We start from the raw sequence: 20,196 nt of genomic DNA, 5'->3' as shown, positions 1-20,196 counted from the left end.
CCAGCTTCTATAGCGAGATTGCCTGTAAAAAATTCTATAACTTCGTTTGGAAAGGATGTTTCTTATGAAGCGCTTGTTCTGTTTGGCCGCGATTGCGGCCGCTGTAGTGGGGCACTCTGTTTCGGCACAGGCTGCTGGCCTGGAATTCGGTGTGGGGAGCACCAGCGATTCGACCATGACTTATCGGCTGGGGCTGACATCGGACTGGGACAAAAGCTGGTGGCAGAGCGACACCGGTCGACTGACCGGTTACTGGAGCGGCGCCTACACCTATTGGGATGGTGACAAACGTGCCAGCGCCAGCAGCCTGTCGTTCTCGCCGGTGTTTGTGTATGAGTTTGCCGGGGAGAAGGTCAAGCCGTACATCGAAGCGGGGATTGGCGTAGCGGTGTTCTCGCGCACCAAATTGGAAGACAACAACATCGGCCAGGCTTTCCAGTTCGAAGACCGATTGGGCTTCGGCCTGCGCTTCGCGGGCGGGCATGAAGTGGGCATTCGTGCCACGCATTATTCCAACGCGGGCATCAGCAGCAATAACGATGGGGTCGAGAGTTACTCGGTGCACTACACCTTGCCGCTGTAACAGCGGAGAACCCTTGTGGGAGCGAGCAAGCCCGCTCCCACATTTAGAGCTCCACTCACCAGACGATCAGCGGTAGGCCGTTGCGATCCCTTCGCGCTCGGTCAGGCACTCCGGCGCCCCCATCTCGAACTCCCGGCAGATCAGCGGCCGTCGCTCATAGATCGTGCACATCATCGTGTCCCGATCCAGCGCCGCGCACCAGCCGTCGTCCAGGCGCAGCATCACTTCGCCGCCCCAGTCATCAGTGTCGATATAGCGCTCCGGCACGCCGGTGTCGGTGATCAGCATGACTTCCAGCTGGCAGCAGCAAGCCGCGCAGGTCGAGCAGGTGACCGCGGATTCGGTGATTTGGGTGTGAGGGATGTTGGTCATAGGCGCGCAGTGTAAGGCAAGCGGGTGACGCAGGTGTGAAACGACTGACAGACGTCAGCGCGCCAACCGATGCAACCCCACAAATACCAAGGCCCACAGCAGCACCAGCGTCGCCATCGTGGGGGCGAGCCCATAACCAAACTGCACCCCCGCCAATTGGCTGCCGGCGTAGTAGGAAAGCGGGCCGCCGAATGCGCCCAGTACCGCCGCACGCCACCAGGGGCGGGCGCTCCAGGCCAGGCAATGGCGCAACGTGGTCGCCAGCAACGCCCATAACAGGATCAACCAGAAGGGAATCAGCGGGCCCGGCTCGGTGAACTGAAACACACCCAGCGTGCGCAACGCAGTGTCCAATAGCGTACCCACGACGGTAACAATGAGGATCAGCCTGGCGTCTGCGGCCCACGAACTTATCCACAACAGATGAATGGCCAGCACCGCCAGCCCAACGAATAACCATGCACTGTCACCGCCGAGTACGCAGGCAAACCAGCCGCACTGAAAGAGCGCGGCGTTGGCCAGGGTCTTAAGCACTGAAGCGACCGAGCAGCGGCGGGTTGATCGCCGAAGGTTTGGCCAGCAGCAATTGCGCCGTGCCGATGGTGCGCTCCATAAAGCCACCCTCGCAGTAACACAGGTAAAACTCCCACAGGCGCAGGAAATACTCGTCGTAGCCCAGTTCGGCGAGGCGACCGTGGGCGCGGCGAAAATTCTCATGCCACAGGCGCAGGGTTCGCGCGTAATGCAGGCCAAAATCCTCCATGTGCAGCAGGTTCATATCGGTATCGCGGCTGACGATGTGCAGCATGTTCTGCACGCAGGGCAGGGCGCCGCCGGGGAAGATGTAGCGCTGGATAAAATCCACGCTGCGCTTGGCCTGTTCAAAGCGTTGCTCACGAATGGTGATGGCTTGCAGCAACATCAGGCCGTCGCTCTTGAGCAAGTGCGCGCACTGTTTGAAGTAGGTCGGCAGAAAGCGATGGCCCACCGCCTCGATCATCTCAATCGACACCAACTTGTCGTACTGGCCAGTAAGGTCGCGGTAGTCCTGCAGCAGCAGCGTGACCTGCTCTTGCAAGCCCAGGGCTGCGATGCGTTTTTCGGTGTAGGCGAACTGTTCCTTGGACAAAGTCGTGGTGGTGACCTTGCAGCCATAATGCTGCGCCGCGTACAGCGCCATGCTGCCCCAGCCGGTGCCGATCTCCAGCAGGTGGTCGCCGGGCTTGAGGGCGAGTTTCTGACAGATGCGCTCCAGCTTGTTCAATTGCGCCTGTTCCAGGGTGTCGTCGGCGGTCAGGAATTGAGCCGCCGAGTACATCATGGTCGGGTCGAGGAATTCTTCGAACAGGTCATTGCCCAGGTCGTAGTGGGCGGCGATGTTCTTCTGCGAGCCCTTGCGCGTATTGCGGTTGAGCCAGTGCAGGCCCTGGGTGAAGGGGCGTGCCAGGCGTGCCAGGCCGCCTTCCATCGCGTCGAGTACGTCGAGGTTGCTGACCATCACGCGAACCACTGCCGTGAGGTCCGGGCTGCTCCAGTAACCGTGGATAAATGCCTCGCCGGCACCGATGGAACCGTTGGCCGCCACCAGGCCCCACACGGCCGAATCAAGGATCTGGATTTCGCCCAGCAGGTGCGCTTCGCGTGCGCCGAAGACTTGCCGCTCGCCGTCTTCGATCACCACCAATTGACCATGGCGCAATTGGCTGAGTTGACGCAGCACGGCTTTGCGCAGCAGCGCGGCAGTCATGCCGTTGACGTTCAGGCGATGGGTCTTGACCGATAAACTAGGGGATTTCATGGCGGCGATCCTTGGTGTACCCGACTGCAGTGCGAGAGGCGCCATCGGCGGCCCGGTGGGAAAAAATCGGTGTGCGTTTGAGCAACAGGCGCAGGGCCTGCCAATAGATCGCGAGACACGTCTTGGCGGTCATCCACGGAAAGCGCCATAGGTAGCGGTGCAGGCTGGCACGGTTGAGCGTCTCTTTTTGCAGGCTCAAGGTGGCGTCGAAGACTTTCAATTCGCCTTGCCAGTCAGCCATGTGCACGCCGAGTTTGGCGGCGGGCGGGCTGAAGCTCATGCGGTATTCCAAGTCGCGCGGCAAGAACGGCGACACATGGAAGGCCTTGGCCACGGCGAAATGCTGGTGCTCATCCGTGCCCAGGGCCAGGGCCGGCAACACGTAGTGATAACGCTCGCGCCACGGGGTGTTGGTCACTTCACACAGGATCGCGGCCAGACGTCCGTCGGCCTCGAAGCAGTAGAAGAAACTCACGGGGTTAAAAGCCAGGCCCCAACTGCGGGCCTGGGTCAGTAGGCAGATAACGCCCTGGGGTGTACGCCCCAGTGCCTTGCCGACTTCCTGGCGCACGGCATCACTCAAGCTGATGCCGGTGCGCGTCAATTCACGCAGATAGTCCTGCTGGCGAAAACCGAAGGGCGCCAGGCGGCTACGCCCGGCCAGGGGCGAAAGGCCAAGCACTTCGTGTTCTTCGCTCAAATCCAGGTACAGCAAGCCGATGCGGTAGCGAAAGGCATGGGCCTTGGGCGCAAACCGGCGATGGGCAATCCAGCCGCTGTACAGGGCGCTGTTCACAGGGTTTCCCCAAAGGCTTGAGCCACGTGCAGCGCGCTGACCACGCCGTCTTCGTGAAAACCGTTGGCCCAGTAGGCGCCGCAATAAAAGGTATTGCGCACGCCGGATATTTCTTCCCGACGCCCTTGAGCTGCCACCGCCGCCAGGCTGTATTGCGGGTGGGCGTAGGTGTAGCGGGCAAGCACTTTCAGCGGGTTGATCATCGTCGTCTGGTTGAGGCTGACGCAAAAGGTGGTGGCGCTGTCGATGCCTTGCAGGATGTTCATGTCATAGGTCACTGCCGCCTGCTTCTGCGCAGTGCCGCTGAGCCGGTAGTTCCAGCTGGCCCAGGCCAGTTTGCGATCGGGCAGCAGGCGAGTGTCGGTGTGCAGCACCACGTCGTTGTCGGCGTAGGGCAGGGCACCCAGGATGTCTTGTTCGGCCTGGCTCGGGTCGGCCAATAACGCCAGGGCCTGGTCGCTGTGGCAGGCGAAGACCACACGATCAAATGCCTCGCTGCCGGCCGGGCTGTGGATAACCACGCCGTCGTCGGTGCGCTCGACGTTATGCACAGGGCAATTGAGGCGGATCTGTTCACGAAAGCTGCGGGTCAGCGGTTCGATGTAGCGGCTGGACCCCCCCTCGATCACGCACCATTGTGGGCGGTTGCTCACCGACAGCAAACCGTGGTTCTTGAAGAAACGCACGAAGAACTGCAAGGGGAAACCCAGCATGTCGGCCAGCGACATCGACCAGATCGCCGCGCCCATCGGTACGATGTAATGGCGGATAAACCGCTCGCCGTAACCGTTGGCGTCGAGGTAGTCGCCCAGGGTCATCTCGGCGCTGATGCGCTGTTCCTGCAGGTCGAGCGGCGCCTGGCGATTGAAGCGCAAGATGTCACGCAGCATGCCCCAGAACCTCGGCGACAAAATATTGCGGCGCTGGGCAAACAAGCTGTTGAGGTTATTACCGTTGTATTCGAACCGAGTGTGCTCGTCGCACACCGAAAAGCTCATCTCGGTAGGTTTGTACGTTACCCCGATCTGTCCCAACAGGCGGATGAAGTTGGGGTACGTCCAGTCGTTGAATACGATGAAGCCCGTGTCCACCGCATAGCTTTGGCCCTCGACGGTCACGTTGACCGTGTGGGTATGCCCGCCGATGCGGTCGCCCGCTTCGAACAGCGTGATCTCATGCTGGCGGCTGAGCAGGTAGGCGCTGGTCAGCCCTGCGATGCCGCTGCCGATGATGGCGATCTTCACAGGTCGTCCTTCTTCGGCGGCTGGCTGCGCAACATGCGCTTGCCAATGACCAATTGTGCGCGGTTCGGCAGTTTCGACAGTGGCCAGAGAGCGGCGATGAACAACGCGGGGAAGGCAATTTCCAGCGGACGCTTTTCCAGTTTATTGAAGATATGTTTGGCGGCTTTGTCCGCCGGCCAACTGAGTGGCATCGGGAAATCATTGCGTTCGGTCAACGGCGTGTCGACAAAACCCGGACTGATCACCGTGACGTCGATATTTTCCGGCGACAGGCTGATGCGCAAGGATTCGAACAGGTAGCGCAGGCCGGCTTTTGACGCACCGTAGGCTTCGGCGCGCGGCATCGGCAGGTAGGTCACGGCGCTGGCGACACCCACCAAGTGCGGCGTGTGCCCGGCGCGTAACAACGGAAGGGCGGCTTCGATGCAATAACTGCTGGCCAGCAGGTTGGTGCGCACGACGTGCTCGATGATGGACGAATCAAACTGCCGCGCGTCCACGTACTCACAGGTGCCGGCATTGAGGATCACGGTGTCCAGCGAACCCCAGACCACCCCAATATGTTCGCCGATCTCACGCACGGTCTGGCTGTTGGTCAGGTCGCCCGCCACCACCATCACCTGGCCGGGATAACGTTGCGCGAGCGCTTCCAAAGGCCCTTTGGTGCGCGAGCTGAGCGCCACGTGGGCGCCGCTGTTGAGCAACTCCACGGCCAATGCGGCCCCGATGCCACTGCTGGCGCCAGTCAGCCAATAACGGCGGGGCGATGTACTGCTCATCCCATTCTCCTTTTCAGCCAACTGATGACGCGGCCCAGTACGGGCAAGTGTTCGTACAGCAGGGCACCGGCATCGAAGTAATCGCGATGGCGGTACACCTTGTCACGCCACATCAGGTGCGAGCAGCCTTCCACGCGGATGACGTTGCCGCCCGCCAGGCGCGGGTGGCAGAAACTCATTTTCCAGCGCAGGTAACCTTCGCCTTCGGCCACCTGGTCGAAGCCGTGGAAGTCGAAGCGCAGTTGGCTGACGTTGCTGTACAGCTCTGCGAAGTAACGGTGCATGGCGGGCAGGCCGTGGACTTCGTGCAGCGGGTCGGCAAAGGCGATGTCCTGGCTGTACAGGTTGTCGAGCAAATGCAGATTGTGCTTGTCCAGCGTGGCGAAGACCTGGGCGAAGCGGCGCAGGAAGTCACTCATGTTCGCCCCCGACAACTTGGCGCGAAGGCAGGCTGCGGAAGGCGGCCAGGGCGCGTTCGCGGGACTTTTTCAGGTCGACAATCGAACGCGGGTAGTCGGCCACGCCGAACAAGCCGTCGACGGCTTCGGGGTTGTGCACTTCTTTTTTATTCAGTGCGGCCAACTCCGGCAGCCAGTGCTTGATGAAAATGCCCTCGCTGTCGAATTTCTCCGACTGGCTCAACGGGCTGAAAATCCGGAAGTACGGTGCCGAGTCGGTGCCGGTGGATGAGCTCCACTGCCAGCCGCCGTTATTGGCGGCGAGGTCGCCATCGATCAGGTGGCGCATGAAGAAACGCTCACCTTCGCGCCAGTCGATCAGCAGGTTTTTGGTCAGAAACATTGCCACCACCATGCGCAGGCGGTTGTGCATCCAGCCGGTTTCCAGCAGTTGGCGCATGGCCGCGTCGATGATTGGCAAGCCGGTGCGCGCTTCCTGCCAGGCGGCGAGATCCTTGGGCGCATTGCGCCAGGCCACGGCTTCGGTTTCGGGGCGGAAAGCGCGGTGACGAGAAACCCGTGGGTAACCCACCAGGATGTGCTTGTAGAACTCACGCCAGAGCAACTCGTTGATCCAGGTGATGGCGCCCATGTCGCCACTTTCAAACTCGCCGCCATTAGTTTGCAGCGCGGCATGCAGGCACTGACGCGGCGAAACCACACCCGCCGCAAGGTAGGCGGACAACTGGCTGGTGCCGGGCTTGGCGGGGAAGTCGCGCTCGTCTTTGTAGTAGCTGATTTGTTGATCGGCAAAGGCGTCGAGGCGCCGCCGGGCTTCGTCTTCACCGGCCGGCCAGAGGGCGCGCAGGCTATCGCTGGGTGGTTCGAAACCTTCGACCGTCTTTGGGATCGGGTCGCTGTTCAGCTTGATCGGTGCCTGGGCCTTTGGCGCTGCGATGATACGCGGCAGCGCGCTGTGCAGACGGGTGTAGCAGACCTTGCGGAACTGGCTGAACACCTGGAAATACGTGCCGGTCTTGGTCAACACGCTGCCGGGCTGGAAGAACAGTTGGTCGAGGTAGCTGTGGAAGGTCACGCCATCAGCTTCCAAGGCCTTGGACACGGCCGCGTCTCGGCGACTTTCGTGGATGCCGTATTCCTCGTTGACGTGGACTGACTCCACCGATAGCTCGCGGCACAACATGCTCAATACGTCGGGTGCCTGATCCCAAGTGGCCGCAGTGCGAATCAGCAGGGGGATGTTCAGCGCGCCCAGCGTCTTGCTCAGGTCTTGCAAGTTGCGCAGCCAAAAGTCCACTTTGCACGGCGCATCGTCATGGTCCAGCCATTGCTGCGGCGTGATCAGGTACACGGCCGCCAGCGGGCCCCGCTGGCTCGCGGCGGCCAGGGCGGTGTTGTCGTGTAGGCGCAGGTCGGTGCGCAGCCAGATCAAATGCATTTAAACAAGTCCACGCTGGATCAGTAGCTGGTGGGCCGACAACAGGTCTTCGGCGACGAACAAATCAGGAATGTCTTGGGTTAATACGGTCAACTCGGCCTGGTGGATGCATACCGTTGGTCCGACCATCAATTTTGGGCAACTGACGCCACCCAAAAGTTTTGCGAAAGCCGACAGGTGGAGCGCCTTGCTCGAATACAGCAGCACCGCGCGCGGTTGCAGGTGTTCTACCGCCAGGGCCAGCTCACCGGCAGGCAGCGGCCAGTCGAATACTTCTACCGGGCAGTCGGCACTGCTGGCGAGCCAGGCGCTGAGCCACAGGTGCGGCTCCAGGGGAACGTCGGACTGGTTCACCAACAGCAACGGCGCGCCATGCAGCTGACGATTGTTGTGATAAATACGCGCGCCGAACTTGCTGCGCAGCCAGGACAGGAAAAACACCCGCTCCATCTGCGCGCCGAACTGGCCTTGCCAGCGTTGTTCCAGCTCCTGCAACAGTGGCAGCAGCAGTTGCTCGCACAAGGTGCGTGGCGGGTACAGCGCCATGGCTTGGTTGAAGGCGTCATCCACGCGGCGTTCGGCCAATTCGCTGATGGCTTGCACAAGGCTCTGGCGCAGGGTGTGCCATTCGTTTTCAACGATATCGGGAACAGTGAGCGCTGAGTCAATCAGGCCTTTGACCTGACTCACCGGCACGCCGCGATTGAGCCAGGTGAGGATGGTGTGGATGCGTTGGACATGTTCGGCGCTGAACAACCGATGACCTTTAGGCGTGCGCTGGGGCACGATCAGGCCATAGCGGCGCTCCCACGCGCGCAGGGTCACGGCGTTGACGCCGGTCTGGCGCGCCACTTCGCGGATTGGCAGCCAGCCGTCTTCGAGGGCTTGGGTGATGTCTTCGCCGGGTTCGTCTTGCAGGACAGCTTTCATGGTCTAGATCGCATTTCGCAGGCTGAGGTTTTCCGGGTGCGGCTGCAGGTAGGCCTGCTGCGCGATGTAGCGGTCCGGGTGTTGGCGAAAGTGGTGCTTGAGCAGGGTCAATGGCACCACCAGCGGCACGATGCCTTGGCGGTACTGGCCGATGACGGTCTGCATTTCCTGCTTGTCGTCGGTACTGATGACTTGTTTGAGGTAACCACTGATGTGTTGCAGCACGTTGGTATGGGTGCCACGGGTGGCGCATTGGCTCAGGCCGGTCATCAAGTCGCTGAAGTAACAGGTGGCCAGTTCATCGAGGTGGGTCTCTTTGGTCATGCTGCCCAGCAGGTGTCCGAGGCTTTTGTAGTGCGCCGGGCTGTGGGCCATCAACAGGTATTTGTAGCGTGAATGAAAGGCCAGCAGCCGGTGGCGGGTCAGGCCTTCGGCCAGCAGCTGTTGCCAATCGGCGTAGACGAAGACGCGGGTCAGGAAGTTTTCCCGCAGCACTGGGTCATTCAATCGACCGTCTTCTTCCACCGGCAGATTGGGGTGACGCGCACAAAACGCCTGGGCGTAGATACCACGCCCGCCGCCGTCGACCGGGGTGCCGTTGTCGCGGTACACCTTGACCCGCTCCAGTCCGCACGACGGCGACTTCTGCATGAAGATGTAGCCGCACAGGTCGGTGTGTTCCGACGCCATCTGCCGGCCGTAATCGTCCAGTGGCTGAGTGACGTTCAGTTCGCGGTGTACCGTGCCGACGGCTTGCGGGTGGGCCGGGTCGCCCACCAGGCGGATCGGTTCGCGGGGAATGCCCAGGCCGATGGCGACCTCGGGGCACAGCGGCACGAAGTCGAAATAGTCGGCGAGAGTCTGGCTGCACAACAGGGATTGTTTATGGCCGCCGTTGAAGCGCACGTTCTCGCCCAATAGGCAGGCGCTGATGGCGATCTTCGGTTTAGTGGTGCTGGACATAAGCGAACCTCTGCAAGATTCCTGTACAAAATTAAAGTCTTGTACAACTAAATCTCATCATAGGTTCGATGCTGTACAAGTCAAATTATTTGTACAAGTTTTTTGCAGGTCAGCTATTTCCAGCCGATTTTCCAGGCGTCATCGTTTTGCAGGGTTTGCCAGGCGCAGCGTTCGGCGCGACGGGTCATGACGGCTTGCAGTTCGATTTCCAGCACGACGCCTTCTGCATCCCGAAACAGTTCGGTGACCAAGAAGTGTTTTTCTTTGTTGCGAGGCTGAGCTGCTGTCCATTTCGACAGCAGCAGTTTTGCAGGATTGATGCGGTTCATTGCAGGTGTTCGATCAAGCGTCTCGCGGCTTCCTGGCCACTGAGCCATGCCCCTTCGACCCGGCCCGACAGGCACCAGTCGCCACATACATAAAGGCCCAGGTCGGCATCGGCCAGCACGCCGAATTCATGGCTGTTGGACGGTCGAGCATAGAGCCAGCGGTGCGCCAGGCTGAAAGATGGCGCGGGCATGGCGCTGTGCAGCAGTTCGGCGAAGGCGCCATGCAGATGTTCGATCACCGCTTCCTTGGGCAGGTCCAGATGGGCCTTGCTCCACGTGCTGGTGGCGTGCAGTACCCACGTGTCGAGGTGGGTGTCACGCCCCGGTTTGCTGCGGTTGCGCGCGAGCCAATCGAGGGGGCTGTCTTGCACGAAACAGCCTTCCATCGGCGTATCCAGAGGCTTTTCGAAGGCCAGGGCGATGGCCCAGGTTGGGTCCATCTTCACGCCGGCGGCGGCACTGGCCAACTTGGGCGCAGCAGCCAGCAGGGCGGTGGCCTGGGGTGCTGGGGTGGCGATGATCACGTGGCTGAACGGGCCGTGGTTTTCGCCGTCGGCGTCCAGCAGGTTCCAGTGTTGTTTGCCTTGAAACACCTCGGTGATGCGGCACCCGAACTCCACCGGCAGGTCGTCGAGCAGGGCGCGGGTGATGGCGCTCATGCGCGGCGTGCCGACCCAGCGGATCTGTTCATCGGGGGAGGGGGTGAGTTGGCCGGACTTGAAGTTGTACAGCTGGGGTTTCCATTGCTCGGCCCAGCCATTGCTTTGCCAGCGTTGCACTTCGTTGACGAAGCGCCGGTCGCGGGCGGTGAAGTATTGCGCGCCCATGTCCAGGGAGCCGGCATCGCTGCGCTTGCTGGACATGCGGCCACCGCTGCCACGGCTTTTATCGAAGAGTTGTACAACGTGCCCCGCGTCTCGTAACGCTCGGGCGGCGGAGAGACCGGCGATGCCGGTGCCGATGATCGCGATGGGAACAGTCATAGGGGGCCTCGTTTTACCGTTGGGTACAGACTACGCCGACACCAATAGCTGTACAATATTGTTTTTTGGTATAAGTTTTGGCTTACCTGTTCTTACGGCGTGACCTATGGTTAAAGCAGAGGCTTAATCCAATGTTACGCCCGTTCAAATCGATCCCTGCTTATAAAATAGACTAGCGATGGGCGGCGAACGTTACATGAGGAACATCCCATGCACATTTTGCTGACCGGCGGTACTGGCCTGATCGGCCACCAACTCTGCCAGCACTGGCTCGCGCAGGGTCATCGGCTGACGGTGTGGAGCCGTCATCCGGAACAGGTTGCCATGCGATGCGGCGCTCAAGTCGCAGGCGTTGAGCACCTGCAACAGGTTATCGGCCCGGTGGATGCGGTCATTAACCTGGCGGGTGCGCCGATCGCTGACCGCCCGTGGACTCACAAGCGCAAGGCGCTGTTGTGGAGCAGCCGCATCAGTCTTACAGAAACTTTGCTGGCGTGGCTTGAAGGCTTGGAACAAAAACCAGCGGTGTTGATTTCCGGTTCGGCGGTGGGCTGGTACGGCGACGGCGGCGAACGCGAATTGACCGAAGCCAGCGGCCCGGTGCAGGACGATTTCCCCAGCCAGTTGTGCATCGCCTGGGAAGAAACCGCCCTACGCGCTGAAGCGTTAGGGATTCGCGTGGTGTTGGTGCGGACCGGTTTGGTGTTGTCAGCCGAGGGCGGCTTTTTGTCGCGGCTGTTGCTGCCTTTCAAACTGGCGCTGGGCGGGACTATCGGCAATGGTCGGCAGTGGATGCCGTGGGTGCATATCAAGGATCAAATCGCCCTGATTGATTTTCTTCTGCACAAGCCTGATGCCAGTGGTCCTTATAATGCCTGCGCGCCACACCCGGTGCGCAATCGCGAGTTTGCGAAAACCCTGGGCCAGGTGTTGCACCGCCCGGCGTTCATGCCGATGCCGGCCTTTGCATTGAAGGTGGGCCTGGGCGAATTGTCCGGCCTGCTGTTGGGCGGGCAGAAGGCGGTGCCCGAGCGCTTGTTGGCCGCCGGTTACACTTTCCAGTTCACTGAGTTGCGCGCGGCTCTGGATGACTTGTCCAGCCGCCTCTAGAGATAGGATGTTGCATGACGGATCACGCGTTGTTACTGGTCAACCTGGGCTCGCCAAAGTCCACTTCGGTGGCCGATGTGCGCAGCTACCTCAATCAGTTCCTGATGGACCCTTATGTGATCGACCTGCCGTGGCCGGTGCGGCGCTTGCTGGTGTCGTTGATCCTGATCAAGCGCCCCGAGCAGTCGGCCCACGCCTACGCCTCCATCTGGTGGGATGAGGGTTCGCCGTTGGTGGTGCTCAGCCGGCGTTTGCAGCAGCAGATGACCACGCAGTGGACCCAAGGCCCGGTGGAGTTGGCGATGCGCTACGGCGAACCGTCCATTGAAAGCGTGCTGACGCGCCTCGCCGCCCAGGGCATCCGCAAAGTTACCCTGGCGCCGCTGTACCCGCAGTTCGCCGACAGCACTGTGACCACGGTGATTGAAGAGGCCAAGCGGGTTGTACGTGATAAGAAGCTGAGCGTGCAGTTCTCGATCTTGCAGCCGTTCTACGACCAGCCGGAATACCTCGATGCGCTCGCGGCGAGTGTCCGCTCCTATGTGGAGCAGGATTACGATCACCTGCTGCTGAGTTTCCACGGCCTGCCAGAACGTCATCTGACCAAACTCGACCCGACAGGCCAGCATTGCTTCAAGGATGCCGACTGCTGCAAGAACGCCTCGCCTGAGGTGTTGAAAACCTGCTACCGCGCGCAATGTTTCAGCGTCGCCCGCGATTTTGCTGAACGACTGGGCTTGCCGGAAGATAAATGGTCGGTGGCGTTCCAATCACGCCTGGGCCGCGCCAAATGGATCGAACCCTACACCGAAGCGCGCCTGGAAGCCCTGGCTAAGCAAGGCGTGAAAAAGCTGCTGGTGATGTGCCCGGCGTTTGTCGCCGACTGCATCGAGACTCTGGAGGAAATCGGCGATCGTGGGCTCGAGCAGTTCCGCGAGGCTGGGGGGGAAGAGTTAGTATTGGTGCCGTGCCTGAATGATGATCCGCAGTGGGCGAAGGCGCTCAATACCTTGTGCGAGCGGGCGCCGACAACGCTGTAACCGAACCAAGTGAAGATCAGAATGTGGGAGCGCGCTTGCCCGCGATGAGGGAGTGTCAGCCGATAGAGTTGTTGGCTGATACACCGCTATCGCAGGCAAGCCTGCTCCCACATGGTTTGACCGTGTTTACAGATTCAGGGTCAGGCTGACCGTGAGATTGCGCGGCTCACCCGGATTGATCCAATAGTTGCTGTACGACCGCTCGTAGTACTTCTCATCGAACAGGTTGTTGAGGTTCAGCCCCACGGTGACGTTGTCCGTAGCCTTGTAATGGGCCAGCAGATCAACGGTGTGATAGGCCGGCAACTCAAAGTTCGTGCCGGCCTCCCCTGAACGATCGCCTACATACGTGAACGCCGCGCCCAGGTCCGAGCCGCGCAACGCGCCATCCTGGAACTCATACACCCCCAACAGACTGCCGCTGTGCTTGGCCACGCCAAGGATGCGGCTGCCGGCGGGAATGGCTTTATCGCCTTTGGTCACTTCAGCGTCGATGTAGGCAAACGCACCAATCACCCTTACGGCATCGGTCACTTGCCCGGTCAGTTGCAGGTCAAAACCCTGGCTGCGCGCCTTGCCCACGGCGCGGTTGAGGTTGGTGGCCGGGTCCAGGGTCAGTACGTTTTCCTTCTCGATATGGAAGGCGGCGAGGGTGGCGCTGAGGCGGTCGTCGAACAGCTCGCTCTTGATTCCCACTTCATAGCCCACGCCTTCTTCGGGCTTGAAGGATTTGTTGTTGGCGTCCAGGCCGCTATTGGGCTTGAACGACGTTGAGGCATTGGCGAACACCCCGAGTTGCGGTGTGAGCTGATAGAGCAGGCCGGCGCGTTGGGTAAAGGCGTCGTGGGTCTGCTTGCTCTTGGCGTGGTTGCGCGTGAAGTCGTCGATGCTCTGCTCGAAATGTTCGAAGCGCGCACCGACCATACCGCGCAGGCGGTCGGTGAAGATAATTTGGTCTTGCAGGTTCAGCGCGTGGCTTTTGGTCTGTTCGAAGAAGTCAGTACCGGAGCGCGCGCCGTTGGGTTTGGGCTTGCCGTAAACCGGATTGTAGATGTCGATGGGGTAGCGGCTACCGCCAATCGCAGTGACGCGTTCTTTCTTGCGGTAGTCCTCGTATTCGGTGCCGATCAGCAACTCGTGCTGCCAACTGCCGATATCGAACATTCCCCGCAGTTCAAGCTGGGTGATGCTGTCGTGCCAACCCGTGGAGCGCTCGCGGTAGCGGCGGTCGATGGTGTGGCCGTCGGCATTCAGCGCGCGGTTTTCCGAGGCGTCGCCCCACAGGCTGCCTTGCTTGTAGTGGCTGGCCAGACGCAGTTTCCAGGCGTCATTGAGGTGGTGTTCGAGGGTCGCCTGAATGCGGTTGTTGTGGTTGTCGATATCGCCATCGTTGGGTTCGCCGAGGAAGGTGGAGCGGGATACGCCGGAGGCGTCGACAATGCCACGGTCGAAGGTGGAGCTGTGGCGGACGAATTCGCTTTCCACCAGCAGGCTGGTGTCCGGGTCCAATTGCCAACTGAACGAAGGCGCGACGAATACCCGCTTGCTTTGCACGTGGTCGCGGAAGCTGTGGTTGTCTTCTACCGCCAGGTTGACCCGAGTCAGCACCTTGCCTTCGCTGTCCAGCGGGGTGTTGACGTCAATGGCAGTGCGATAACGGTCCCAACTGCCGGCGCTGGTTTGCAGGGTGGTGAAGGCTTCAGGCTGGGGCTTCTTGGTGACGATATTCACCGTGCCGCCAGGATCGCCACGGCCATACAGGCTGGCGGCGGGCCCTTTGAGCACTTCGATGCGCTCGATGTTCGCCGCGTCGGGTGTGCTCGGGTAGCCACGGTTAGCGCTGAAGCCATCCTGATAGAACTCCGACGTGGTAAAGCCGCGCACGCTGTATTCGTAGAGTGTCAGGCCACCGAAGTTGTTCTGCTTGGACACGCCGCCGGCAAACTCCAGGGCGCGCTCCACGTTGCTGCTGCCCAGGTCTTTGAGCACCGTGGCGGGAATCACGCTGATAGACTGTGGGATGTCGCGAATCGCGGTGTCGGTCTTTGTCGCGCTGGCCGAACGGGTGGCGCGGTAGCCTTTGACGGGCCCGGTGGTGGACTCATAGGCGTCGGTGGTGACGCTGATGGCGTCGAGTTCCAGGGTGTTTTCTTCGGCGTAAGCGGGGTCGAGCAGCAAACCCAAGGCCAGGCCAGCCAAGGGGGCGATTCTTCGAGACGGCATGATAGAGCGTTCCAATAGCGGTATTGAAACAATATAACATGACCAATGAGAATGAATTGCTTTGAAATATAAGCTTACAGGTGCCCGCGTACGAGCACCTGTGAGTGACGGGTTATTCCTCTTCCTTGACCGGTGCAGGCGGCGGACGCAGCCCGATTTCCGCCAGCAACTTGATCTCTTTGCCGTTGCGCATCACCTGGATCGCCACCTTGTCGGTCGGCTTGATTCGCGCCACCTGGTTCATCGACTTACGGCCATCACCGGCCGGTTCGCCATTGATGCTGAGGATCACATCGCCCAGTTGCAGGCCGGCTTTCTGCGCCGGGCCGTCGCGGAAGATCCCGGCGACCACGATGCCTGGGCGTCCGGTCAAGCCAAACGACTCGGCCAGCTCCTTGGTCAACGGTTGCACTTCAATCCCCAGCCAGCCGCGGATTACCTGGCCGTGCTCGATGATCGACTTCATCACTTCCATCGCCAGCTTCACCGGGATCGCAAAGCCGATGCCCTGTGAGCCGCCGGACTTGGAGAAAATCGCCGTGTTGATACCGGTCAGGTTGCCATTGGCATCCACCAGTGCACCGCCTGAGTTGCCCGGGTTGATGGCCGCGTCGGTCTGAATGAAGTCTTCGTAGCTGTTGAGGCCCAACTGATTACGCCCGGTGGCGCTGATGATGCCCATGGTCACGGTCTGGCCCACGCCGAACGGGTTGCCGATGGCCAGTGCCACATCACCGACGCGCAAACCATCGGAACGACCGAGGGTGATGGACGGCAGGCTTTTCAGGTCGATCTTCAGTACCGCGAGGTCGGTTTCCGGGTCGCTGCCCACCACGCGGGCCAGGGTTTCGCGACCGTCGCGCAGGGCCACCACAATCTGGTCGGCGCCGGTGGTCACGTGGTTGTTGGTGAGGATGTAGCCTTCGGGGCTCATGATCACGCCCGACCCCAAGCTGGATTCCATGCGCCGCTGCTTGGGCCCGTTGTCGCCGAAGTAGCGGCGGAACTGCGGGTCTTCAAACAGCGGGTGCGCCGGTTTGTTGATGACCTTGGTCGTGTACAGGTTGACCACCGCCGGGGCGGCGATGGTGACCGCGTCGGCATAAGTCACCGGGCCTTGCACCACCGCGCTGGTCTGCGGTGCCTGTTGCAGGTTCACATCCAGGCTGGGCAGGCCCACCAGCTCGGGGTAACGCTGAATAATCAGCATCGCGATCAGCACGCCAGCCAACAATGGCCATCCAAAAAAACGCAGCGCCTTGAGCATCAAGTAAGTCCTGACAGGTTGCAGGGGGCGAGAGAGCGCCCATAATGTCGCGCATTATACGAGGCTGCGACGCCTGCGAACGGGATATTTAGGAGTCTTTTATGGCCGTCCCCCTTACCACCCTCGTCGAGGAAGCGGACCGCTACCTTGGCAGCGCTAAAATTGCCGATTATTGCCCCAATGGCCTGCAGGTCGAGGGCCGCCCTCAAGTGATGCGCATCGTCAGCGGCGTGACCGCAAGCCAGGCCTTGCTGGATGCGGCCGTCGAAGCCCAGGCCGATTTGATCCTGGTGCACCACGGCTATTTCTGGAAAGGCGAAAACCCTTGCATCACCGGGATGAAACAGCGTCGCCTCAAGACGCTGCTCAAGCACGACATCAGCCTGTTGGCCTACCATCTGCCGCTGGACTTGCACCCCGATGTCGGCAATAACGTGCAACTTGCCCGTCAGTTGGATATCACGGTCGAAGGCTCGCTGGACCCGAGCAACCCCAAGATCGTCGGCCTGGTCGGCTCCCTTGCCGAGCCCCTGTCGCCCCGTGATTTCGCCCGCCGTGTGCAGGAGGTCATGGGCCGTGAACCGCTGCTGATCGAAGGCAGCGAAATGATCCGCCGTGTCGGCTGGTGCACCGGCGGTGGCCAGGGCTACATCGATCAGGCGATCGCCGCCGGCGTCGACCTGTACCTGAGCGGCGAAGCCTCCGAGCAAACTTTTCACAGCGCCCGCGAAAACGACATCAGCTTCATCGCCGCCGGCCACCACGCCACCGAGCGTTATGGCGTGCAGGCGCTAGGGGATTACCTGGCGCGGCGCTTCGCGCTGGAGCATCTCTTCATCGATTGCCCTAACCCGATCTGAGCCTCACTACGGGATAAAGTGTGGGAGCTGGCTTGCCTGCGATGGCATCAACTCGATCTGTCTGAATGACCGAGGTGCCTGCATCGCATGCAAGCCAGCTCCCACACTTGACCGAGTTCCACGCCAAACTATGGGGCATATTCATATGCCGTTTCGATCTAGATGGCTCCCTGAATAGAAGCAGGTGCTGTGCTAGCATGCCCCGCTCGAACACGGCCCGCTGGCCGTCCATAAGATCGTTTTTCCGTGAGTAACCATGGTCGACAAACTGACGCATCTGAAACAGCTGGAGGCGGAAAGCATCCACATCATCCGCGAGGTCGCCGCCGAGTTCGACAACCCGGTGATGCTCTACTCGATCGGTAAAGACTCCGCCGTGATGCTGCACCTGGCACGCAAGGCCTTCTTCCCGGGCAAACTGCCGTTCCCGGTGATGCACGTCGACACCCGCTGGAAATTCCAGGAGATGTACAAGTTCCGCGACAAGATGGTCGAGGAGCTGGGCCTGGACTTGATCACCCACGTGAACCCGGACGGCGTGGCGCAGGGCATCAACCCCTTCACCCACGGCAGCGCCAAGCACACCGACATCATGAAGACCGAAGGCCTCAAACAGGCCCTGGACAAGCATGGTTTCGATGCGGCCTTTGGCGGCGCCCGTCGCGATGAAGAGAAGTCCCGCGCCAAAGAGCGCGTGTACTCATTCCGCGACAGCAAACACCGCTGGGACCCGAAAAACCAGCGCCCCGAGCTGTGGAACGTCTACAACGGCAACGTCAACAAGGGTGAGTCCATCCGCGTGTTCCCGCTGTCCAACTGGACCGAGCTGGACATCTGGCAGTACATCTACCTCGAAGGCATCCCGATCGTGCCGCTGTACTTCGCCGCCGAGCGTGAAGTGATCGAGAAGAACGGCACGTTGATCATGATCGACGACGACCGCATCCTCGAGCACCTGTCCGACGAAGACAAAGCCCGAATCGTCAAAAAGAAAGTACGTTTCCGTACCCTTGGCTGCTACCCGTTGACGGGCGCGGTGGAGTCCGAAGCCGAGACGCTGACGGACATCATTCAGGAAATGCTCCTGACGCGAACTTCCGAGCGCCAGGGCCGTGTCATCGACCACGATGGTGCAGGCTCGATGGAAGATAAAAAACGTCAAGGCTATTTCTAAGGGGCTGTCATGTCGCATCAATCTGATTTGATCAGCGAGGACATCCTCGCCTACCTGGGCCAGCACGAGCGCAAGGAAATGTTGCGCTTCCTGACCTGCGGCAACGTCGACGACGGCAAGAGCACCCTGATCGGGCGCCTGCTGCACGACTCCAAGATGATCTACGAAGATCACCTGGAAGCCATCACCCGCGATTCGAAGAAGTCCGGCACCACTGGCGATGATATCGACCTGGCACTGCTGGTCGACGGCCTGCAGGCCGAGCGTGAGCAAGGCATCACCATCGACGTTGCCTACCGCTACTTCTCCACCGCCAAACGCAAATTCATCATCGCCGACACCCCCGGCCATGAGCAGTACACCCGCAACATGGCCACCGGTGCCTCCACCTGTGACCTGGCGATCATCCTGATTGACGCGCGTTATGGCGTGCAGACCCAGACCCGTCGCCACAGCTTTATCGCCTCTTTGCTGGGCATCAAGCATATCGTGGTGGCCGTCAACAAGATGGACATCAATGGCTTCGACCAGAGCGTATTCGAGCAGATCAAGGCCGATTACCTGAAGTTCGCCGACGGTATCGCGTTCAAGCCGAGCACCCTGGCGTTCGTGCCGATGTCGGCGCTCAAGGGCGACAACGTGGTGAACAAGAGTGAGCGTTCGCCTTGGTACACCGGGCAGTCGCTGATGGAGATCCTCGAGACCGTCGAGATCGCCAACGACCGCAACTACACCGACCTGCGTTTCCCGGTGCAGTACGTCAACCGTCCGAACCTGAACTTCCGTGGTTTTGCCGGCACCTTGGCCAGTGGCATCGTGCACAAGGGCGACGAAGTCGTGGTGCTGCCGTCGGGTAAGAGCAGCCGCGTCAAATCCATCGTCACCTTTGAAGGTGAGCTGGAACACGCCGGCCCAGGCCAGGCCGTGACCCTGACCATGGAAGACGAGATCGACATCTCCCGTGGCGATCTGCTGGTACACGCCGACAACGTGCCGCAAGTGACCGATGCCTTCGACGCCATGCTGGTGTGGATGGCGGAAGAGCCGATGCTGCCGGGCAAAAAATACGACATCAAGCGCGCCACCAGCTACGTGCCGGGTTCCATCACCAGCATCGTGCACCGCGTGGATGTGAACACCCTGGCCGAAGGCCCGGCGAGTTCGCTGCAGTTGAACGAGATCGGCCGGGTCAAGGTCAGCCTCGACGCCGCCATCGCCCTGGACGGTTACGACAGCAACCGCACCACTGGCGCGTTCATTGTCATCGACCGTTTGACCAACGGCACCGTGGCGGCGGGCATGATCATCGCGCCGCCGGTCACCCACGGCAGCTCGGCGCAGCATGGCAAGCTGGCTCACGTCGCCACCGAAGAGCGCGCACTGCGCTTTGGTCAGCAGCCGGCTACCGTGCTGTTCAGCGGCCTGTCGGGCGCTGGCAAGAGCACCTTGGCCTACGCGGTTGAGCGCAAGCTCTTCGACATGGGCCGTGCGGTGTTCGTGCTGGATGGCCAGAACCTGCGTCACGACCTGAACAAGGGCTTGCCGCAGGACCGGGCCGGTCGTACCGAGAACTGGCGTCGTGCCGCCCATGTGGCGCGTCAGTTCAACGAAGCGGGCCTGCTGACCTTGGCCGCGTTCGTGGCCCCGGATGCCGAAGGCCGTGAACAGGCCAAAGCACTCATCGGCGCCGACCGCCTGCTGACGGTGTACGTGCAGGCGTCGCCGCTGGTGTGCGCCGAGCGTGATCCGCAGGGGCTGTACGCTGCTGGTGGGGACAACATCCCTGGTGAGTCCTTCCCGTATGACGTGCCGTTGAATGCCGATCTGGTCATCGACACCCAGGCCTTGTCGTTGGAAGAAAGCGTCAAGCAAGTGCTGGAGCTGTTGC

At 60.9% G+C, this 20,196-nt stretch carries 20 protein-coding genes; 6 read left to right on the top strand and 14 right to left on the bottom strand.

Features of this window, described 5'->3' with window-relative positions:
• The first annotated feature begins 64 nt into the window (after window positions 1–64).
• Window positions 65–583 carry an acyloxyacyl hydrolase gene (locus tag WH299_RS17830; protein ID WP_123478062.1) on the top strand — a complete coding sequence of 173 codons (519 nt, stop codon included), beginning with the start codon at window positions 65–67 and terminating at the stop codon, window positions 581–583.
• 66 nt (window positions 584–649) lie between these two features.
• Here the strand turns inward: WH299_RS17830 and WH299_RS17825 are convergent, their stop codons facing one another.
• From WH299_RS17825 to WH299_RS17770, 12 genes are all read right to left on the bottom strand, one after another.
• Window positions 650–955 (bottom strand): YkgJ family cysteine cluster protein, encoded by a 306-nt coding sequence (locus WH299_RS17825; protein ID WP_028618756.1) that lies wholly within the window; start codon window positions 953–955, stop codon window positions 650–652.
• 54 nt (window positions 956–1,009) lie between these two features.
• On the bottom strand, window positions 1,010–1,489 hold the full coding sequence (locus WH299_RS17820; RefSeq protein WP_339550923.1) for a DUF2878 domain-containing protein: 480 nt from the start codon (window positions 1,487–1,489) through the stop codon (window positions 1,010–1,012).
• Entirely contained in the window at window positions 1,482–2,753 is a 1,272-nt protein-coding gene (locus WH299_RS17815) for an SAM-dependent methyltransferase (protein ID WP_028618758.1), read from the bottom strand. Before WH299_RS17815 ends, WH299_RS17820 begins: the two co-directional genes overlap by 8 nt.
• The gene (locus WH299_RS17810; RefSeq protein ID WP_028618759.1) at window positions 2,740–3,549 is read right to left on the bottom strand and encodes a DUF1365 domain-containing protein; all 810 of its coding nucleotides are present in this window, start codon (window positions 3,547–3,549) and stop codon (window positions 2,740–2,742) included. Before WH299_RS17810 ends, WH299_RS17815 begins: the two co-directional genes overlap by 14 nt.
• A complete protein-coding gene (locus WH299_RS17805) occupies window positions 3,546–4,793 on the bottom strand; it encodes an NAD(P)/FAD-dependent oxidoreductase (protein ID WP_339550922.1) in 1,248 nt (415 codons plus the stop codon). Before WH299_RS17805 ends, WH299_RS17810 begins: the two co-directional genes overlap by 4 nt.
• Complete coding sequence (locus WH299_RS17800; RefSeq protein WP_122723668.1) at window positions 4,790–5,572, bottom strand: SDR family NAD(P)-dependent oxidoreductase; 783 nt, start codon at window positions 5,570–5,572, stop codon at window positions 4,790–4,792. Before WH299_RS17800 ends, WH299_RS17805 begins: the two co-directional genes overlap by 4 nt.
• Window positions 5,569–5,991, bottom strand: coding sequence for a nuclear transport factor 2 family protein (locus WH299_RS17795; protein WP_122723669.1), 423 nt, complete (start codon window positions 5,989–5,991; stop codon window positions 5,569–5,571). Before WH299_RS17795 ends, WH299_RS17800 begins: the two co-directional genes overlap by 4 nt.
• The gene (gene phrB / locus WH299_RS17790) at window positions 5,984–7,429 is read right to left on the bottom strand and encodes a deoxyribodipyrimidine photo-lyase (RefSeq protein ID WP_339550921.1); all 1,446 of its coding nucleotides are present in this window, start codon (window positions 7,427–7,429) and stop codon (window positions 5,984–5,986) included. The genes WH299_RS17795 and phrB overlap by 8 nt, the downstream gene beginning before the upstream one ends.
• Window positions 7,430–8,359 carry a MerR family transcriptional regulator gene (locus WH299_RS17785; RefSeq protein WP_126570460.1) on the bottom strand — a complete coding sequence of 310 codons (930 nt, stop codon included), beginning with the start codon at window positions 8,357–8,359 and terminating at the stop codon, window positions 7,430–7,432.
• Between the two features lie 3 nt (window positions 8,360–8,362).
• The gene (locus tag WH299_RS17780) at window positions 8,363–9,322 is read right to left on the bottom strand and encodes a YbgA family protein (protein WP_122723672.1); all 960 of its coding nucleotides are present in this window, start codon (window positions 9,320–9,322) and stop codon (window positions 8,363–8,365) included.
• A gap of 113 nt (window positions 9,323–9,435) precedes the next feature.
• Complete coding sequence (locus tag WH299_RS17775; RefSeq protein ID WP_122723673.1) at window positions 9,436–9,651, bottom strand: TIGR02450 family Trp-rich protein; 216 nt, start codon at window positions 9,649–9,651, stop codon at window positions 9,436–9,438.
• Window positions 9,648–10,634, bottom strand: coding sequence for an NAD(P)/FAD-dependent oxidoreductase (locus tag WH299_RS17770; RefSeq protein ID WP_028618767.1), 987 nt, complete (start codon window positions 10,632–10,634; stop codon window positions 9,648–9,650). The genes WH299_RS17775 and WH299_RS17770 overlap by 4 nt, the downstream gene beginning before the upstream one ends.
• Before the next feature lie 210 nt (window positions 10,635–10,844).
• Here WH299_RS17770 and WH299_RS17765 point away from each other — a divergent pair, with 210 nt between their 5' ends.
• Window positions 10,845–11,744, top strand: coding sequence for a TIGR01777 family oxidoreductase (locus tag WH299_RS17765; protein WP_339550919.1), 900 nt, complete (start codon window positions 10,845–10,847; stop codon window positions 11,742–11,744).
• Window positions 11,745–11,758: 14 nt separating this feature from the next.
• Window positions 11,759–12,784 carry a ferrochelatase gene (hemH, locus tag WH299_RS17760; RefSeq protein WP_126570458.1) on the top strand — a complete coding sequence of 342 codons (1,026 nt, stop codon included), beginning with the start codon at window positions 11,759–11,761 and terminating at the stop codon, window positions 12,782–12,784.
• Window positions 12,785–12,910: 126 nt separating this feature from the next.
• Here the strand turns inward: hemH and WH299_RS17755 are convergent, their stop codons facing one another.
• Together WH299_RS17755 and algW are read right to left on the bottom strand one after the other, a co-directional pair.
• Window positions 12,911–15,007, bottom strand: coding sequence for a TonB-dependent siderophore receptor (locus WH299_RS17755; protein ID WP_339550917.1), 2,097 nt, complete (start codon window positions 15,005–15,007; stop codon window positions 12,911–12,913).
• Window positions 15,008–15,119: 112 nt separating this feature from the next.
• Window positions 15,120–16,274, bottom strand: coding sequence for a Do family serine endopeptidase AlgW (algW, locus tag WH299_RS17750; protein WP_028618771.1), 1,155 nt, complete (start codon window positions 16,272–16,274; stop codon window positions 15,120–15,122).
• Between the two features lie 101 nt (window positions 16,275–16,375).
• Between algW and WH299_RS17745 the strand changes: the two genes are divergently transcribed.
• The 3 genes from WH299_RS17745 to cysN all read left to right on the top strand — a co-directional run.
• Window positions 16,376–17,134, top strand: a complete 759-nt coding sequence (locus WH299_RS17745; protein WP_339550915.1) for a Nif3-like dinuclear metal center hexameric protein — start codon at window positions 16,376–16,378, stop codon at window positions 17,132–17,134.
• Between the two features lie 256 nt (window positions 17,135–17,390).
• Window positions 17,391–18,308 (top strand): sulfate adenylyltransferase subunit CysD, encoded by a 918-nt coding sequence (cysD, locus tag WH299_RS17740; protein WP_005784641.1) that lies wholly within the window; start codon window positions 17,391–17,393, stop codon window positions 18,306–18,308.
• A 9-nt stretch (window positions 18,309–18,317) separates the two neighbouring features.
• A partial coding sequence (cysN, locus tag WH299_RS17735) for a sulfate adenylyltransferase subunit CysN (protein WP_339550914.1) occupies window positions 18,318–20,196 on the top strand: 1,879 nt, incomplete at its 3' end.

It is taken from the genome of Pseudomonas sp. MYb541 (genome assembly GCF_037479595.1).
GTDB lineage: Bacteria > Pseudomonadota > Gammaproteobacteria > Pseudomonadales > Pseudomonadaceae > Aquipseudomonas > Aquipseudomonas canadensis.
Note: the sequence above shows the minus strand (reverse complement) of the source record. Positions and strands in the feature narration are given on the sequence as shown.

What these genes read in the sequence shown, in the direction of transcription:
- WH299_RS17825 (WP_028618756.1), bottom strand. Translation starts at nt 955, where the DNA reads ATGACCAACATCCCTCACACCCAAATCACCGAATCCGCGGTCACCTGC.
- algW (WP_028618771.1), bottom strand. Translation starts at nt 16,274, where the DNA reads ATGCTCAAGGCGCTGCGTTTTTTTGGATGGCCATTGTTGGCTGGCGTG.
- WH299_RS17780 (WP_122723672.1), bottom strand. Translation starts at nt 9,322, where the DNA reads ATGTCCAGCACCACTAAACCGAAGATCGCCATCAGCGCCTGCCTATTG.
- WH299_RS17800 (WP_122723668.1), bottom strand. Translation starts at nt 5,572, where the DNA reads ATGAGCAGTACATCGCCCCGCCGTTATTGGCTGACTGGCGCCAGCAGT.
- hemH (WP_126570458.1), top strand. Translation starts at nt 11,759, where the DNA reads ATGACGGATCACGCGTTGTTACTGGTCAACCTGGGCTCGCCAAAGTCC.
- WH299_RS17755 (WP_339550917.1), bottom strand. Translation starts at nt 15,007, where the DNA reads ATGCCGTCTCGAAGAATCGCCCCCTTGGCTGGCCTGGCCTTGGGTTTG.
- WH299_RS17770 (WP_028618767.1), bottom strand. Translation starts at nt 10,634, where the DNA reads ATGACTGTTCCCATCGCGATCATCGGCACCGGCATCGCCGGTCTCTCC.
- cysD (WP_005784641.1), top strand. Translation starts at nt 17,391, where the DNA reads ATGGTCGACAAACTGACGCATCTGAAACAGCTGGAGGCGGAAAGCATC.
- WH299_RS17815 (WP_028618758.1), bottom strand. Translation starts at nt 2,753, where the DNA reads ATGAAATCCCCTAGTTTATCGGTCAAGACCCATCGCCTGAACGTCAAC.
- phrB (WP_339550921.1), bottom strand. Translation starts at nt 7,429, where the DNA reads ATGCATTTGATCTGGCTGCGCACCGACCTGCGCCTACACGACAACACC.
- WH299_RS17775 (WP_122723673.1), bottom strand. Translation starts at nt 9,651, where the DNA reads ATGAACCGCATCAATCCTGCAAAACTGCTGCTGTCGAAATGGACAGCA.
- WH299_RS17830 (WP_123478062.1), top strand. Translation starts at nt 65, where the DNA reads ATGAAGCGCTTGTTCTGTTTGGCCGCGATTGCGGCCGCTGTAGTGGGG.
- WH299_RS17745 (WP_339550915.1), top strand. Translation starts at nt 16,376, where the DNA reads ATGGCCGTCCCCCTTACCACCCTCGTCGAGGAAGCGGACCGCTACCTT.
- WH299_RS17795 (WP_122723669.1), bottom strand. Translation starts at nt 5,991, where the DNA reads ATGAGTGACTTCCTGCGCCGCTTCGCCCAGGTCTTCGCCACGCTGGAC.
- WH299_RS17765 (WP_339550919.1), top strand. Translation starts at nt 10,845, where the DNA reads ATGCACATTTTGCTGACCGGCGGTACTGGCCTGATCGGCCACCAACTC.
- WH299_RS17785 (WP_126570460.1), bottom strand. Translation starts at nt 8,359, where the DNA reads ATGAAAGCTGTCCTGCAAGACGAACCCGGCGAAGACATCACCCAAGCC.